Below are 15,594 nucleotides of genomic sequence, written 5' to 3'. Positions count from 1 at the left end.
TTCTGCTTCTGCTTCTGCTTCTGCTTCTGCTTCTGCTTCTGCTTCTGCTTCTGCTAACAGGCTATTGCCTGGCACAGCGCCGTCAAGCAGCCTCGCTAATACCGCATCAACATCGGGCGGTATCGGCTGTAAAGTCTGTCCAGCCGCGATGGCGTCCACCATATCGAGTAGCGCGGTATGAACTCTTATTAACTCATCGCACAAGGGCGAATCACAGCTGAGCTCGGCGGCCAGAATGCGCTGGTACACCTGATGCAATTTATCGCCCAGGCTCGCCATCGGCGGCAAGTTAGCGTGTGCAGCGCCGCGCGTTAAATTCTTTAACTCGTTAACAATCGGCTGCAACTGCTCGATGTTCTGCGGGTTTTGTTGCCAGGCATTAATCAGCTGATCGGCATCGAGGAGTAGGTTCATCTCCTCGGCCATAAAAATAGCTAACAACTCCGGGTCGACCGGGTGTTTTCCGGCAGCATCCGCCTGCTGCAATTGCGCCAGTGGTGCAACATAGATCTCACGCAATTCATGTACACGCGCCAAATATTGATCCAGCCGTGGGATCATTAATTCGCGATTGCGATCGATATCCTCCAACGCCCCGCGGGTATAACTCACGCCGTCGCGCAGCAGCTGCAAAATATCGTCGTTGATATTAACCTGATAGCTACGCAGCTCTTTAACAAACTTTTCCAGCGGTGTTGCCAGCTCGGCGATAGGCGTGACGTCAGCCATATGGGCACTGCCCTTTAGGGTGTGCAAAGCGCGCTGCATATCGTCGCTGGGCGGCTCGAACAGTGGCCGGGCTTGCTCCATCCGATCGATATAGCTTTCTACTATTGCCAGATGAGCCAGCGCCTCAACACCAAAGATTTGCCAGAGCTGGCCGTCATCGCTATCAGACAAACCATCCTCGGCATCATCCGCAGCCACTAGATCGCTATGCTCAGTCGCGGCTTGCTCCGCAGCAGTATCTGCTTGTTCAACCGGCTCCGCAGTGGCGGCAACCGCTGAGTCATCGTCACCCGCAAGCGGCTGCAGATCACTGGGTATTTCACCACGCGCCATAGCCTCGCCCTGAGCGCGTAAATGGTTCACCGCGTCTAAGTTGGGGGTAGGCTCGCGCGCCTCAAAAGCCGCAATCATCGGCGGTAAAGTTTGGCGGACGTTCTCGATAAAAATAACATGGGAGCGACTAGGCACAATGGTGCCGTCGATTACCCGGTTCAGCATATTTTCGACCGACCAGGCGAGCTCGCCAATGTCGTTGGCGCCGACCATACGGCCGCTACCTTTTAAGGTATGAAAAGCGCGGCGGAACTCAGTTAAAGCTCCCGCGTCTTCAAAGTTCTGCGCCCACTGGGGGAAATACTCGGCAATAGCCTCGCTAACTTCACCCGCCTCTTCGATAAAAATTTCCAGAATCTCATCGTCAACGACTTCTTCGTCATCGTCAATGGTTAGATCCTCAGCCGTATCCGCAACCGAGGCCTCGTCTGGGCCAGACTCTGGCTCAACCGGTAACTCTTCAACCTCAAGAGTGTCGGAAACAGCTTCTTGCTCCGCCTCTTCTTCAGGTAAAAGTTCCGCCTCCGCCGCGGGCTCAAGATCAATTTCTTCATGAATATCACCGGTGGAGTCCAGCGCTTGCGCGTAAGCGCTTTGCAATAACGCCGCGTCGTCATCAGACTCCGCCAGCTCGGGCGCATCAGCCGCATTACTTACTTCGGCCGCTTGCTCATCAGCCGTCTCGGGTAACGCGTCACTCTCATCCGCTTTAGCGCGGCCCGAGTACTGAGTCACGGCATAACCGAGTTGCTCGACACTTTCTTCGGCAACCATTAGCAACAGCTCGTTTTCTTCCTCTGTGCTCTCACCGCCAATGCGCTCAAGGTAGTACTCAACGCTGGTAATGGCATCGGCGAGAGTATCAAGCGTTGACCATTCGGGTGTTTGCTCTTGTTGTTGCAGCTGTTCTTCAATATAGCGGGCGCATGCGCCTAAAATACGCGCTGGCCGCGGCAGTGGAATCATCTCTAAACTACCGCGAATATCGCGCAGCATTTGTGGCACATTATTTAGATGATCGCGATTCCACTGCGAGGCAATGTATTCAACAATCGAATCTTTAGCGTGTTCCAGACCGTTACGCGATTCGCGCATAACCGAGGCTTTGGCATCAGACAGTGTCATCCCGGCCTGGTCTTTTGCCTGCTTGCCCACGCTTTTACCGGCATTGGATGCCAATACGTCCAACTCGCCTTCAATATCAATAATACGGTTAGCGACGCCCAACAGCTGATCGTGAGATAAACCAGACGCTGTAGTCATTGCTAACTCAAGCGCAGCACTTTGTTCGATAACAGCGCGACGCAAATCACCGATACCCAACACCGCCATGGTGTCACCGACCCGCTTAAGAATGCCTACAGCTTCGCCCAGTGGTTGCTCGGCTTCGGGGTTGGACAAGCACTCATCCAATGCCCGCTTAACACCATCGAGCTCGACTTTAAGCGCGGTAACCACCGAGCGCATTGCTTCGGGGTCGGGGGTGGAGAGAATATCCTGACTCTCGCCCTGCTCTTTGCCCTCTAGCAGTGCGCGGTCTAACTGGTAAAGCTCATACACTTGCTTTAATTTGGAGTCGGCAGCAAAACTCGGCGTGTGTTTGCCCGAGCGCGCCACGTAGTAGAGCAGATTTTTAATAAGCTCTTCGTCGCTAAAACTGTCGAGCGCTTTGGTGCCATATTGCACAAGCAGCTTGATCTCGCGGTCAAGCTTGCGCAATAAGTTTTTGATGGACACGCTCGACTCAATGGCATCCATTTCCAGCGCTTCGACCAGCGCCTGAGCGATCAACCATAACGGCTGACGCGCGGTACCCGAAGTAAGACGGTACAGGCGCGAAAAGACTTTACTGAGGTAGGCGAGATTTTCATCCGGATTCACCGATTTAATAAAACCGGCGGCGGCATACTGATACATTTGCCGTAGCTTTTTAGCGGTGGCAACAAACTGTTCATCGTTGGCCGCCAATGGCATACGCTCGCCACTGACAGTACGAGCCGACGACATGTCGGGCATAAACAGGTTGGTATCCGACAACAAACTTTCACCGCGCACCGTACGCAGATCATTCAATAGCGGCAGCACCACCAGCGGGTTGTCGTTACGGCTTGCCTTTACTTGATTGAGGTACACAGGAAACTGCAAGATAGCGCGCATCAGCACCTCCTGCCCTTCCCCGGCATTGGCCACATTGCCGCCAATCAGCGCCTGAGTCAGCTGTTCCATCTCTTCGGCGAGCATTGCGGCGCCGTGGAACTCCACCATCTGCAAACTGCCGCGCACCTGGTGGATATGAGTCAAGCAAAAGCGCAAACGCGCTTTGTCATTTGTATCCTGTACATAAGACTCGAGCGATTGTCGCGCTTGCTTCAAGGTCTCGGCTATTTCATGAATAACCCAGTCGAGAGCCGCAAAGTTGCGATTGTCAGCCATCTAGCGCCTTCCTCATTGTTGTTTTTGCTCGACCCGAATGTAAGCCTGGATTTTATCGTCCGCTACCCGTGTCATCTCAGGGTGCTCCCAATCCACTACTTCACCGAGTCCCACCACCAGCAAACCACCCGGTTTTAAGCGGCCTGCCAGGCTGTTGAGAATATCCCGACGCAACCAGCGGCGAAAATACACCAATAGATTCTGGCAAAACACCACATCCATGGGCACTTTAGGGATCTCGCTTACCTGCAAAATATTACCGTGGGTAAAACAAATCCTATCCCTTAGCTTACGCGCAATCTCATAACTGCCGCCATTGCATAACGTGCAGTAACGCCGCGCTTCCTCGGCCGTCATCTGCTCGATGGCACGAGGCAAATAACGTCCCAGACGCGCTTTTGCGAGCGCCGTCGAGCTAATATCCAGCGCGGTAACACCGTAATAGGGTTCGAGCTGTGCCAACTCAAAGCAGTCGTTAATGACCATGGCCAGCGAATAGGGTTCTTCACCGGTAGAGCAACCTACACTCCAAACATCAAAACTGTCATTGAGCTGGCGATTGTTTATTTTGTCTTGCAAATAATGGCGCACATATTCAAACGATTGGCGATGACGAAAAAAACTCGTCTCTTTTACCGCCACCCGATCGATAAGAATGGACCATTCCAGCCGTCCTTGTAAGCCGTCGGTCACGAGCGAGTAGTAATCACTGTAACGCTCATACCCCAGCTCGCGCATACGGATAGAAAGCTGTGACTGAAGCAGCGACTTTTGCACCAGCGTTAACTGAATACCGGCGCGCTCCTCCAGCAGCTTGCTCCATTGTTCGAACTCGCTATCGCTGAGATCGACAATTGTCCGTAACGACCACCCCATAATTAGCTAACTGCCTGCGCTAATTAATGAAACGACTTACACGTGATGACGATTGGGTTCATCGTCATCAGCGTCAATATCAATGTCCAGTTCAACCTCATCGTTTAAATCAACCACCTCCGCATCACCCAAATCAACGACTTCGTCGTAATCGCTCAGTTCACTGGGCGACTGGGCGTCAACTTCGGAGGCTTCAGTTTCTAAGGTTGCAAAAGCGCTGCTCTGCTCGTAACTCACAGTTTCACCTGTGTCTTCTTCTGGCAGTTTGAAACCGGCTACCGACTCACGCAGATCCAGTGCCATAGCGGCCAGGTTACCAATCGACTGTGCCGTCGCACTGGTACCGGCTGAGGTTTGCGTCGTAATCTCCTGAATCACGTTCATCGTGTTAGAGATGTGACCGGCAGACGAGGCCTGCTGGCGCGCGGCGTTCGAAATGTTCTGAATCAATTCCGCCAGCGAGGTCGATACGCCCTCAATTTCTTCCAGTGCCACACCGGCGTCCTGCGCCAGGCGAGCACCGCGAACCACCTCAGAGGTGGTTTGCTCCATCGAGATAACCGCTTCGTTGGTATCGTTCTGAATGGTTTTAACCAGCGCCTCAATCTGCTTAGTTGCCGCCGCAGAACGTTCCGCAAGACGCTGCACCTCATCCGCTACCACCGCAAAGCCTCGACCCGCGTCACCGGCCATCGAGGCCTGAATCGCGGCGTTAAGTGCGAGGATGTTGGTTTGGTCAGCAATGTCGTTAATCAAGGATACGATGTCACCAATTTCCTGTGACGATTCACCCAGTCGTTTAATACGCTTCGAGGTGTCCTGGATCTGCTCGCGAATCGTATCCATACCGTGGATGGTGTTCTGTACCACTTTGGCACCGTTGCTCGCGATCGATACCGCGCGCTCGGCTACCGCGGCCGATTCAGAGGCGTTGGCCGATACCTGATCAATGGTCACCGCCATCTCATTGACCGCCGCCGATGCACCGGCAATCTCTTGCGCCTGATGCTCAGAGGCCTCGGCCAGGTGCAGCGCCGTTTGCTGGGTTTCTTGCGCGGCGGCCGATACGTTCACGGCCGTTTCGTTGATTCGCGCTACCAGAATCCGCAGCTGGTCAATGGTGTAGTTAATAGAGTCGGCAATCGCACCGGTGAAATCCTCGGTTACCGTGGCGGTGGTGGTCAGGTCACCATCGGCCAGGTCGGCAAGTTCATCCAGCAGTCGCAAAATGGCCGTTTGGTTACGCTCGTTAGCCTCGGCCGTTACCGCCAGACGGCGACGTGTACCGCGATACAACAAAATACCGATAAAGGCCAAACAGGCGAGAATTAAGCCGGCGATAATCAACAGCAAGGTATTGTTGAGCGGACGCTCGGAGGCCTGAATCGAGATTTTATCGGCGATATCACTCAGTGCCTGCAGCAGTGCCGGCGTTTGAGTAATAATGGCCTCTTCAGCCTGACGCGCCGAGAACAGCGCGGGGGCGCCTTCAAAGATGTCGCGAATCGAGTTACCCACACCTTCAAAAAGCTGCGAGATCTCTTCCAGACTGGCACGTGCGTCGGGGTCCGATACGCGCGAGATGCCAAGCATTTCGTCGCCTTCCAGCATCGCCGCCAACATCCGGCCATAAAGGTTAGCATCCAGATTAAACTGATCGGCCGCTTTATCCGCGTCGGCGTCACCACGGAGCATTTTATCCACGTTCCGCCCGATCCGCTCGGCGCGCCAGGATTGCATTTGCGCCTGAGAGACCTGCTCGGCCGGGGCGCCCGCTTCCAGCAGAATCTCTACAATGTTGCTGTGCTGCGCCTGCAGCGTGGGCAGGTTGTTGTTTAGATCATTACCAACGCGGTTAATAAAGACGATGGCCTCTTGGTTTTCGAGAATTGACTGGGCATTCGCTTTAATCTCGTTCCACACCGAGCCAAAGGCACCAAACTCGGCACTCAGCACCTCCCGGGTACGGGGATCGGCGGAGCGCAAATCCTCCCAGGTGGCACTCATGGTTTCCACCACTGTGGCCAGCTCGTCAAAGGCCTCTGCATTACCCGAGGTGGCATCACGGGCCAACGACGTCAGCCGGTAGGCCTGAGCCCGCAGTTCCGCCGCCTGTTGCTCGTAGAAGGCATCCCGATCACTGTCGCGATTGACAATGGTAAAGATCACCGCCATGGCAATAATAAGCGCCACCAGCAGGACACTTACAAGGACAATCGCAGGATTGCCTTTAAGCGTCGCAGCAATAGTTCTGGACTCAGTTTTCATTACATACTCCTGACCGACTCTGCATCATTGTTGTTCATTGTTAGCTGAGAAACCCGGACTGACTCGATGAGCCCTCCCCCTAGAATCCCTCTTCTGGTATTGCACAAAACTATGACAAACATTTTTATATCGCAGCGCAAGGCCGCTTTTAACTTGCCCGCATGCGGGCCTATTTAAACCAACGCGCTAAATATCTTTTGCGGCGTCGGTAAAACGTTGATCTTGCGCAAGCGCCGATAGCCGAAATACATTCCAGGTATCGTCACCATCGCTATAACTGCCCTGCGCATAAGGCTGTAACCCCTCAACTAAATCTGAGTTACTGGGCTGAAACTCATCGGCGGGGAAATGCTGCATGCCAAACACCTGATCGACAATTAGCCCCGTGTACAAGGTTTCTGTTTCGAGCACCAGCACCCGACGGCGTTTGCGCCCACCCACCAAACGGCCACCACAAAAGGAGGCGAGATCGAACAACGGCAAGAGGCGACCGCGGACATTAGCCACGCCGCGAACCCACGGTTGAACACCAGGAAGGTGGGTAAAATGGGGGACTTCAAGCATCTCGGATACTTCGTCCATCGGCGCCACAAAGTGACTACCCAGCAAGGTAAAACCGATACCGCTCCACTGTGGACGAGCATCTATCTGGGCCGGCAAGCCTTTGGCAGCCGCCCGGCAACTACTGGCCAAATTGACCAGAGCAGAAAATGCACTTGATTGCTCTGACATGATCCGAGTCCGTGTTTTATATATTGTGTCCGACTCCAGTACTGGTCTGGCAACGCCTAACCAGTACTGCTAACCCAATTGATCAGGCCATAACCTCATTAATCGAGTCCATCAAGACTTCGGCGGTAATTGGCTTAGCCAAATAAGCGCGCGCGCCCTGACGCATTCCCCAAACACGATCGGTCTGCTGGTCTTTGGTGGTCACAATGATCACCGGGATATTCGCTGTCTCCGGCGCCTTGGTCAGCTGACGTGTCGCCTGAAAGCCGTTTAGCCCCGGCATAACTATATCCATCAAGACCACATCCGGCAGCTCTTTTTTAGCCAGCGCCACACCCTCTTCACCATTGGGTGCAGTCAACACAGCGTGGCCATTTTTTTCCAGCATGGTGGTCAGCTTGTAAGTTTCAGTGGGCGAGTCGTCGATAATAAGTACTCTGGCCATAGGATCCCCAATTGTGCGGTTAGCTTATAGGTAATTGAATTGTTATTGGTCGGCGGCGTTATGACGCCTGCGCTTGTTTTACATGCTCTTCAATGGCGCCCAGCAGTTCACTCTTGCTAAACGGCTTCGTTAAATACTGGTCTGAGCCCACAATTCTGCCTTTAGCCTTATCAAACAAGCCGTCTTTACTGGACAACATAATGACAGGCGTGGCTTTAAACTCGGTATTATTTTTAATAAGCGCACAGGTTTGATAGCCATCAAGACGCGGCATCATAATATCCACAAAGATAATATCGGGCCGTGAATCGGCAATTTTGGCAAGCGCATCAAAACCATCTGTGGCAGTGATTACGGTACAACCGGCTTTTTTCAATAGTGTCTCGGCGGTACGACGGATCGTTTTACTGTCGTCGATCACCATGACTTTTAGACTTTCCAAACTCACGTCCATAGGTGCTGACCTTTGCGCTGTTATTGTAGAGGGCTCTATATTGCGACAGAGTTCACACTATTGCTGGCACAATAGTACGCATTCGATCTGGCCGCAACCACTCTACGGATTTATTTATCTGACAAGATTTTTAACATAGTTTTTAAGCTTTATCTATAAATCACTGAATATATACAAAAATTATACTTTTTGATTGTTTAATATTCCTTACAATTATGACGAACAGACACTTGCGCCCATCTCAGCAAGCCGTTAACTTAACGGCGCGGCGCGTACCGCCAACAACCCAGATTTGCCCTAGATTGAGCCCGAGACTATGAGTCAGACCCTTGGCGTCGTAATGGACCCTATTGCCCAGATTACTTACTACAAAGATACGACGCTGGCCCTGCTGCTAGCCGCGCAAGAGCGCGGCTGGAAGCTCGTTTATATGGAGCCGCAAGATCTGTATCTCGAGCGCGAAACCGCCCGCGCCCGAACCCGGGCCCTGACGGTGTACGACAACGCCGAGCACTGGTACGAGCTGGCGCCACCGGAGGATATAGCGCTGGGTTCGCTGGACGCTATTTTGATGCGTAAAGACCCGCCCTTCGATACCGACTACATCTATAGCACCTATATTCTGGAGGCCGCCGAGCGCCAGGGAGCGCTGGTTGCTAACAACCCCCGCTCACTGCGCGACTGCAACGAAAAAATGTTTGCCACGCACTTTCCTCAGTGCTGCCCCCCCATGATTGTCAGCGCGCACATGGATCAGCTGAAAAACTTCCACAAAGAGCACGGCGACGTCATTTTTAAACCGCTCGACGGCATGGGCGGCAGCAGTATCTTTCGCTGTAAACAGGGCGACCCTAATGTTGGTGTGATTCTCGAGACGCTCACCGGGCACGGCAAACACCTCACCATGGCGCAGAAGTTTATCCCCGAGATCAGCAATGGCGATAAGCGTATTTTAGTCGTCGCTGGCGAGCCAGTCCCCTACGCCCTGGCACGCATTCCCGCCGAGGGCGAAACCCGCGGCAACTTAGCCGCCGGCGGCCGCGGGGTCGCACAACCCCTAACCGAGCGGGACTACTGGATTGTCGAACAAGTGGCCGGGCAGCTCAAAGCGCGTGGGCTGTACTTCGTCGGCCTGGATGTGATCGGCGATTACCTGACCGAGATTAACGTCACCAGCCCCACCTGCGTGCGCGAAATCGACAAAGCCTACGACACTCGTATTGGCGAACGCTTAATAGTGGCACTGGAGGCCGAGATCCAACAGCGGGCACAACACTAGTTATGGCGTCTAATGTAGCCGTCGGAGTCGACACCTCCGTCAAATCCACCGACCGTTTAAGTTTCACGATTTTTATCGCGATTATCGCCCACGCACTGATTATTTTCGGCCTGACGTTTAAACTGCCCGACCCGGACCAGCTGGCCCCCACACTCGAGATCACCCTGGCCACCCACAAATCCGATAAAGCGCCAGAGGACGCCGAGTTTCTCGCGCAGCACAACCAACAGGCGAGCGGTACCGAAGAGCAAAGCCGCGAGCTAACCACCGAGCGCCGCGCCGACTTTGCCGCACCCGACGTACGGGAGGTAAACCCAGCCCCCATGCCCGAGGCCGCCACCCCCAGCAACCAGCAGCAAACTCAGGTGATCACCACCAGCGCCGAGACCGAACGGCAACAACTGCGCCGCCCCGACGAAGAAAACCAACAAAATGACATCGAGCGCCAGGGCCTGCCGGAAGAGCAACCGGCCATTACCGCCGAGATCGCCAGCCTGCAAGCCAAGCTCGACCGCCAGCGTCAGGAGTACGCCAAGCGCCCGCGTATCCGGCGACTAACGTCAGTGGCTACACGCAGCTCGGCCGGCGCCGAGTACCTGCACAACTGGAGCAGCAAAATCGAGCAAGTGGGCAACGACAACTACCCGCAGCAAGCGCTTCGCCAACGGCTTACCGGCGACCTGCGACTCTCGGTAACGGTCAACCCTAACGGCACTATTCGCGATCTGTCGCTGCTGGAATCTTCCGGGGTCAGCCTGCTGGACGAAGCCGCACTGCAAATTGTGCGGCTCGCGGCGCCGTTCGCACCATTCCCCCCCGAGATCCGCAAAGATACCGACCAACTGGTGATTATTCGCACCTGGTCGTTTGAGATTGACGGCCTCTCGACCCGCACCCAACCGCGCTAGCGCCTGTGAACACTAACCGGCTCTGGATCAATCAACGCTTGAGTTTCGGCGCGGCCACCCCAATACTTGAGACATGAAAACACCGACAGCCAACCCCGACCTTAATGCCTTTGAGTTAGGCTCCTTGCGCAATCAGTTTCTGATCGCCATGCCCGGCATGAGCGACCCGAGATTTGCCCACAGCGTCACCTACATCTGCGAGCACGGCGCCGACGGTGCTATGGGCCTGGTCATCAATCAACCGATGTCTCTTACCTTGAGCGACATCTACCAGCAACTGGAGCTCGCAGAGGGCGACCCTTCGGCGCAATCTCAAGTGCTTACCGGCGGGCCGGTAAGCACAGAGCGCGGCTTTGTGCTGCACAGCGCCGCTGAGCGGCAGTGGCAATCAACGGTCGAAATTGACCCGCACATTTGCCTGACCGCCTCCAGCGATATTTTAAAATCTCTGGCACAGGGCGAAGGCCCCGAGCACTTTTTGGTGACTCTGGGTTACGCCGGCTGGGAGAGCGGCCAACTGGAGCAAGAAATTGCCGACAACGCCTGGCTTACCGTTCCGGCCGACCCGCAAATTTTATTTCACACCCCGGCCGAACAGCGCTGGAGCGCCGCGGCTCGCCATTTAGGTGTCGACCTTAACCTTATATCTAACACCGCCGGCCATGCCTGAACCCGATGTAAAACGCGTAAACACATTGTTGTGCTTTGACTATGGCACCAAGAATATTGGGGTGGCGGTAGGCCAAACAGTGACGGCCAGCGCGCGCGCGCTGACACAACTAAAAGCGCGGGACGGCATCCCCAACTGGGACGAGATTGGTCAGTTACTGAGTGAGTGGCAGCCAGACTTAGTACTGGTGGGCCTACCGCTCAATATGGATGGCAGCGACAGCGAGCTATGCCCGCGGGCAAGAAAATTTGCCAACCGTATTCACGGCCGCTTTGGGGTGCAAATTGACATGGTCGACGAGCGCCTGAGCAGCTTTGAAGCGAAAGGCGAACATTTGGCCCATGGCGGCTCACGCCACTACAAAAGTGATCCGGTGGATGCCATAGCGGCAAGGGTTATTTTGCAAGATTGGCTGGCCGCAAACGCCTGATGCCTGACGCGCTTACACCCAAGCGACGTCAGGCATCCGGCTTCAGACGTTAATTAAAACATCCGCCCACCACGACCGGTATCCTCTTCCTCGATCGACAGGCCATCGGCGGCGTTCGACAAATACGCCGCATCCGTCTCCGAGCCCAGCTTGATCATCAGGCGCAAATCGTTCGGCGAGTCGGCGTGCGACAAGGCGTCTTCGTAGGTGATCTCGCCATTGTCATACAGTGCGTACAGCGCCTGGTCGAATGTCTGCATGCCCAGCTCGGTGGACTTTTTCATGAGCTCTTTAATCTCATTCACCTGACCTTTGCGAATCAGGTCAGAGGCCAGCGGCGTATTCAGCAGAACCTCGAGACAAGCGCGCCGCCCCTGACCGTCCGGCGTGGGAATCAACTGCTGCGCAACAATACCGCGCAGGTTTAGCGATAAATCCATCCACAACTGACGGTGACGGTCCGCCGGGAAGAAGTGAATAATCCGGTCGAGCGCCTGGTTAGCGTTGTTGGCGTGCAGGGTACACAAGCATAAGTGACCGGTTTCGGCAAAGGCGATGGCGTGCTCCATGGTTTCACGCGAGCGCACCTCGCCAATCAAAATAACATCTGGCGCCTGACGCAGGGTGTTTTTCAGGGCCACTTCAAACGACTCGGTATCAATACCCACCTCGCGCTGGGTAATAATGCAGCCCTCGTGCTGATGAATAAATTCAATCGGGTCTTCGATAGAAATAATATGACCTTTTGAGTTGCGATTGCGATGGCCGATCATAGCGGCCAGCGACGTCGACTTACCGGTACCGGTCGCACCGACAAAAATAACCAAGCCGCGCTTGGTCATCGCCAACTCTTTAATCACCTCAGGCAAATTCAAATCGTCTACTTTTGGAATGGTGGTTTCAATACGCCGCAACACCATGCCGGCCAGGTTGCGCTGATAAAACGCACTGGCCCGAAACCGCCCGATGCCGCGCGCACTGATGGCAAAGTTAAGCTCTTTCGCATCGAGAAACTCACGGCGCTGCTTTTCGTTCATGACCGACAGCACCAACTCGCGAACCTTTTCCGGCGTTAACGCTGTTGCGGTTGCCGGAACCACTTTACCGTTTAATTTAATCGACGGTGGAACACCGGCGGTTATAAATAAATCCGACGCTCCCTTATCTACCATAAGCTGCAGTAATCGATCAAAATCCATAGCGTGTGCCACCGTATTTTTTAATATTTTTGTACCAAAATGGCGCTACTCGCGCCGGCATCATTAAAAGTTTTCAGGCATTTTAGCCTTTTCGCGCGCAACCTCACGGCTGATAACGCGGCGCGCCACCATATCTTCCAGACACTGATCCATCGTCTGCATCCCTACCGATGCACCGGTCTGAATAGCCGAATACATCTGCGCGACTTTATCTTCGCGAATCAAGTTACGAATCGCCGAGGTACCGCGCATAATCTCGTGCGCGGCCACCCGGCCACCGCCGTTTTTCTTGAGCAGGGTTTGCGAAATAACCGCCTGCAACGATTCCGACAACATCGAGCGCACCATGGCTTTTTCATTCGCGGGGAATACGTCCACCACCCGGTCGATGGTTTTTGCCGCACTGGTGGTGTGCAAAGTGCCAAACACTAAGTGGCCCGTCTCGGCGGCGGTAAGTGCCAAACGGATGGTTTCCAAATCCCGCAGCTCACCCACCAGAATAATATCCGGGTCTTCCCGCAGGGCCGAACGCAACGCCTCGGAGAACCCGTGGGTATCGCGGTGCACTTCACGCTGGTTCACCAGACACTTTTTACTCTCGTGGACAAATTCGATAGGGTCTTCAATGGTCAAAATATGTTCGTATTTATTGTCATTCAGGTAATCCATCATCGCCGCCAAAGTAGTCGACTTACCCGAACCGGTGGGCCCGGTCACCAGCACCAAACCGCGTGGCACAGCGCAAATATCGCGAAACACCTGGCCCATGCCCAGCTCTTCCATGGTCAGCACTTTTGACGGAATGGTCCGGAACACCGCGCCTGAGCCGCGGTTTTGGTTAAAGGCGTTAACCCGAAAACGCGCAACCCCCGGCACCTCAAACGAAAAGTCAGTTTCTAAAAACTCCTCGTAATCTTTGCGCTGCTTGTCATTCATGATCTCGTAGATCAAACTATGCACCTGCTTGTGCTCCATGGGCGGCAGGTTGATTCGGCGCACGTCCCCGTCGACGCGAATCATTGGCGGCAAGCCCGCCGAAAGGTGCAAATCCGAGGCGCCTTGCTTGGCGCTAAAGGCGAGAAGCTCCGTAATATCCATACAGCAAAACCCTTAATTTTTGTCAGTTTTCAGTCATGCTATTGTGCTGCGGCGGCGCCGTCAAAGGCTAAATTCGCAATTGGCACGATGGCACAGCCCCCGAGGCCCAAATGCACAAGATAGACGAGAAGCTCGCCGCTGTCACCGCCCGCATTGCGCGTGCGGCCCAAACCGCGCAGCGCGACGCGGCCGGCATCAGCCTGTTAGCGGTTAGTAAAACTCAACCGGCCGGGCGCCTGCGCGAAGCCTATGCCAGCGGCATCCGCCGCTTTGGCGAGAACTACCTGCAAGAGGCGCTCGACAAACAACGCGAGCTGCACGAGTACAATGACATTGAGTGGCATTTTATCGGGCCGATCCAGTCCAATAAAACCCGCGCCATTGCCGAGCACTTCAGTTGGGTACACAGTGTCGAGCGGCTAAAAATTGCCCAGCGTTTAAATGACCAGCGGCCAACCGAACTGGGGCCACTTAATATTTGCCTGCAGCTCAACATCGATAACGAACCCACCAAAGCGGGCGTCACTCTAAGCGAGTTGGCGGCACTTGCCGACCAAGTTGCACAGCTGCCCAATCTTGCGCTGCGTGGGCTGATGGCTATTCCGGCACCAGCAAGCAACCATGAGGACAACCGACGCAGCTTTGCCCAAGTGGCCGACGCCCTCAAGCAGCTGCGTCAATCTCACCCCAGCGGCCCGCTGGACACGTTATCCATGGGTATGTCGGCCGATCTTGAAGCGGCCATCGCCGAGGGCGCCACCATTGTGCGTATTGGCACCGATATTTTTGGCCCGCGCCCCAGCCCGGCACAGGCCAGCGCTCATTCATTATAAGGAGTCACTGTGAAACACAAGAACATCGTCTTTATTGGTGCGGGCAATATGGCCGGCGCCATCATTAGCGGCTTACTAAGTAAGGGCTACCCGGCCAGTGCGATACGCGCCACCACCCGCTCGGCCGAGTCCGCCAAAAGCGCCGGCCAGCGCCTGGGCATCGAAGTAAGCACAGACAATCACACCGCCATTCAGTGGGCCGATGTGGTCGTGCTCGCGGTTAAACCACAGATGTTGGCCGACGTGTGCCACAGTATTCAGCCGTCGTTACAGCAACAGTTAATTGTCTCGGTGGCGGCAGGCATTGGCTGCGACGATATTAATCAGTGGCTGGGCGGCAACCGCGCAATTGTCCGCAGCATGCCCAACACCCCGTCACAGGTAGGCGTTGGCGCCAGCGGCCTGTACGCCAATACACAGGTAAGCGATGCCCAGCGCGATTTTGCCGGGCAGCTCGCCGGCGCTACCGGCCTGTTTATCTGGGTCGACGACGAAGCGCTGATTCACGCCGTCACGGCGGTGTCGGGTTCGGGCCCCGCCTATTACTTTTTGTTTATGGAGGCCATGATCGAGGCCGGTGTACAGCTGGGCCTCCCCCCCGAATCGGCGCGTACGCTCACCCTGCAAACCGCTCTCGGGGCCGCGACCCTGGCCGGTGCGGCGGACGTTCCGGTGGATGAACTTAAGCGCCGCGTTATGTCCCCGGGCGGCACCACCGAGCGCGCTATTCACAGCTTTGAAGAGGGCGGCCTGCGCCAGCAAGTGAGTAAGGCGATGAGCGAGTGTGCCGCGCGCTCCAAAACTCTGGCCCGGGAGTTAGCTGGCAAGCCCTAACAAGGCAATCTGGCTAAATGACCTGGGCACCTGCGCACAAGCGCGGGTGATCAGGCATAATACCGACCAGCAC

General features: G+C 55.1%; 14 protein-coding genes. 6 read left to right on the top strand and 8 right to left on the bottom strand.

The genetic code is table 11. The features are described from left to right. The 6 genes from AAC019_RS07980 to pilG form a co-directional block, all read right to left on the bottom strand. A partial coding sequence (locus AAC019_RS07980) for an Hpt domain-containing protein (protein ID WP_339898146.1) occupies positions 1-3,495 on the bottom strand: 3,495 nt, incomplete at its 3' end. 12 nt (positions 3,496-3,507) lie between these two features. Further along, positions 3,508-4,371 carry a CheR family methyltransferase gene (locus tag AAC019_RS07975; RefSeq protein ID WP_339898144.1) on the bottom strand — a complete coding sequence of 288 codons (864 nt, stop codon included), beginning with the start codon at positions 4,369-4,371 and terminating at the stop codon, positions 3,508-3,510. A 36-nt stretch (positions 4,372-4,407) separates the two neighbouring features. After that, entirely contained in the window at positions 4,408-6,639 is a 2,232-nt protein-coding gene (locus tag AAC019_RS07970; RefSeq protein ID WP_339898142.1) for a methyl-accepting chemotaxis protein, read from the bottom strand. A 186-nt stretch (positions 6,640-6,825) separates the two neighbouring features. Beyond that, a complete protein-coding gene (locus AAC019_RS07965; RefSeq protein WP_339898140.1) occupies positions 6,826-7,371 on the bottom strand; it encodes a chemotaxis protein CheW in 546 nt (181 codons plus the stop codon). An 82-nt stretch (positions 7,372-7,453) separates the two neighbouring features. After that, on the bottom strand, positions 7,454-7,816 hold the full coding sequence (gene pilH, locus AAC019_RS07960; RefSeq protein ID WP_339898138.1) for a twitching motility response regulator PilH: 363 nt from the start codon (positions 7,814-7,816) through the stop codon (positions 7,454-7,456). 58 nt (positions 7,817-7,874) lie between these two features. Then, positions 7,875-8,270 (bottom strand): twitching motility response regulator PilG, encoded by a 396-nt coding sequence (gene pilG, locus AAC019_RS07955; protein WP_041522170.1) that lies wholly within the window; start codon positions 8,268-8,270, stop codon positions 7,875-7,877. 316 nt (positions 8,271-8,586) lie between these two features. On the opposite strand from pilG, the gene gshB reads away from it, so the two are divergent. The 4 genes from gshB to ruvX all read left to right on the top strand — a co-directional run bounded on the left by gshB (position 8,587) and on the right by ruvX (position 11,557). After that, the gene (gene gshB, locus AAC019_RS07950) at positions 8,587-9,549 is read left to right on the top strand and encodes a glutathione synthase (protein ID WP_339898136.1); all 963 of its coding nucleotides are present in this window, start codon (positions 8,587-8,589) and stop codon (positions 9,547-9,549) included. Between the two features lie 2 nt (positions 9,550-9,551). Then, a complete protein-coding gene (locus AAC019_RS07945) occupies positions 9,552-10,457 on the top strand; it encodes an energy transducer TonB (RefSeq protein ID WP_339898135.1) in 906 nt (301 codons plus the stop codon). A 73-nt stretch (positions 10,458-10,530) separates the two neighbouring features. Next, positions 10,531-11,127: a YqgE/AlgH family protein gene (locus AAC019_RS07940; protein ID WP_339898133.1), complete on the top strand. Its 597-nt coding sequence runs from the start codon at positions 10,531-10,533 to the stop codon at positions 11,125-11,127. Then, positions 11,120-11,557 (top strand): Holliday junction resolvase RuvX, encoded by a 438-nt coding sequence (ruvX, locus tag AAC019_RS07935; RefSeq protein ID WP_339898132.1) that lies wholly within the window; start codon positions 11,120-11,122, stop codon positions 11,555-11,557. Before AAC019_RS07940 ends, ruvX begins: the two co-directional genes overlap by 8 nt. Positions 11,558-11,610: 53 nt before the next feature. On the opposite strand, the gene AAC019_RS07930 is transcribed toward ruvX, so the two are convergent. After that, positions 11,611-12,756: a PilT/PilU family type 4a pilus ATPase gene (locus AAC019_RS07930; protein WP_339898131.1), complete on the bottom strand. Its 1,146-nt coding sequence runs from the start codon at positions 12,754-12,756 to the stop codon at positions 11,611-11,613. A gap of 63 nt (positions 12,757-12,819) precedes the next feature. After that, on the bottom strand, positions 12,820-13,854 hold the full coding sequence (locus AAC019_RS07925) for a type IV pilus twitching motility protein PilT (protein WP_041522165.1): 1,035 nt from the start codon (positions 13,852-13,854) through the stop codon (positions 12,820-12,822). A gap of 110 nt (positions 13,855-13,964) precedes the next feature. Here AAC019_RS07925 and AAC019_RS07920 point away from each other — a divergent pair, with 110 nt between their 5' ends. After that, the gene (locus tag AAC019_RS07920; RefSeq protein ID WP_339898129.1) at positions 13,965-14,687 is read left to right on the top strand and encodes a YggS family pyridoxal phosphate-dependent enzyme; all 723 of its coding nucleotides are present in this window, start codon (positions 13,965-13,967) and stop codon (positions 14,685-14,687) included. A gap of 9 nt (positions 14,688-14,696) precedes the next feature. Continuing rightward, the gene (gene proC, locus AAC019_RS07915; RefSeq protein ID WP_339898127.1) at positions 14,697-15,521 is read left to right on the top strand and encodes a pyrroline-5-carboxylate reductase; all 825 of its coding nucleotides are present in this window, start codon (positions 14,697-14,699) and stop codon (positions 15,519-15,521) included. Positions 15,522-15,594 lie beyond the last annotated feature (73 nt).

The organism is uncultured Gilvimarinus sp. (genome assembly GCF_963975215.1).
In the GTDB taxonomy this organism is placed as follows: domain Bacteria; phylum Pseudomonadota; class Gammaproteobacteria; order Pseudomonadales; family Cellvibrionaceae; genus Gilvimarinus.
Note: the sequence above shows the minus strand (reverse complement) of the source record. Positions and strands in the feature narration are given on the sequence as shown.

What these genes read in the sequence shown, in the direction of transcription:
- AAC019_RS07920 (WP_339898129.1), top strand. Translation starts at nt 13,965, where the DNA reads ATGCACAAGATAGACGAGAAGCTCGCCGCTGTCACCGCCCGCATTGCG.
- gshB (WP_339898136.1), top strand. Translation starts at nt 8,587, where the DNA reads ATGAGTCAGACCCTTGGCGTCGTAATGGACCCTATTGCCCAGATTACT.
- pilH (WP_339898138.1), bottom strand. Translation starts at nt 7,816, where the DNA reads ATGGCCAGAGTACTTATTATCGACGACTCGCCCACTGAAACTTACAAG.
- AAC019_RS07925 (WP_041522165.1), bottom strand. Translation starts at nt 13,854, where the DNA reads ATGGATATTACGGAGCTTCTCGCCTTTAGCGCCAAGCAAGGCGCCTCG.
- AAC019_RS07970 (WP_339898142.1), bottom strand. Translation starts at nt 6,639, where the DNA reads ATGAAAACTGAGTCCAGAACTATTGCTGCGACGCTTAAAGGCAATCCT.
- pilG (WP_041522170.1), bottom strand. Translation starts at nt 8,270, where the DNA reads ATGGACGTGAGTTTGGAAAGTCTAAAAGTCATGGTGATCGACGACAGT.
- AAC019_RS07940 (WP_339898133.1), top strand. Translation starts at nt 10,531, where the DNA reads ATGAAAACACCGACAGCCAACCCCGACCTTAATGCCTTTGAGTTAGGC.
- ruvX (WP_339898132.1), top strand. Translation starts at nt 11,120, where the DNA reads ATGCCTGAACCCGATGTAAAACGCGTAAACACATTGTTGTGCTTTGAC.
- AAC019_RS07975 (WP_339898144.1), bottom strand. Translation starts at nt 4,371, where the DNA reads ATGGGGTGGTCGTTACGGACAATTGTCGATCTCAGCGATAGCGAGTTC.
- AAC019_RS07965 (WP_339898140.1), bottom strand. Translation starts at nt 7,371, where the DNA reads ATGTCAGAGCAATCAAGTGCATTTTCTGCTCTGGTCAATTTGGCCAGT.
- AAC019_RS07945 (WP_339898135.1), top strand. Translation starts at nt 9,552, where the DNA reads ATGGCGTCTAATGTAGCCGTCGGAGTCGACACCTCCGTCAAATCCACC.
- AAC019_RS07930 (WP_339898131.1), bottom strand. Translation starts at nt 12,756, where the DNA reads ATGGATTTTGATCGATTACTGCAGCTTATGGTAGATAAGGGAGCGTCG.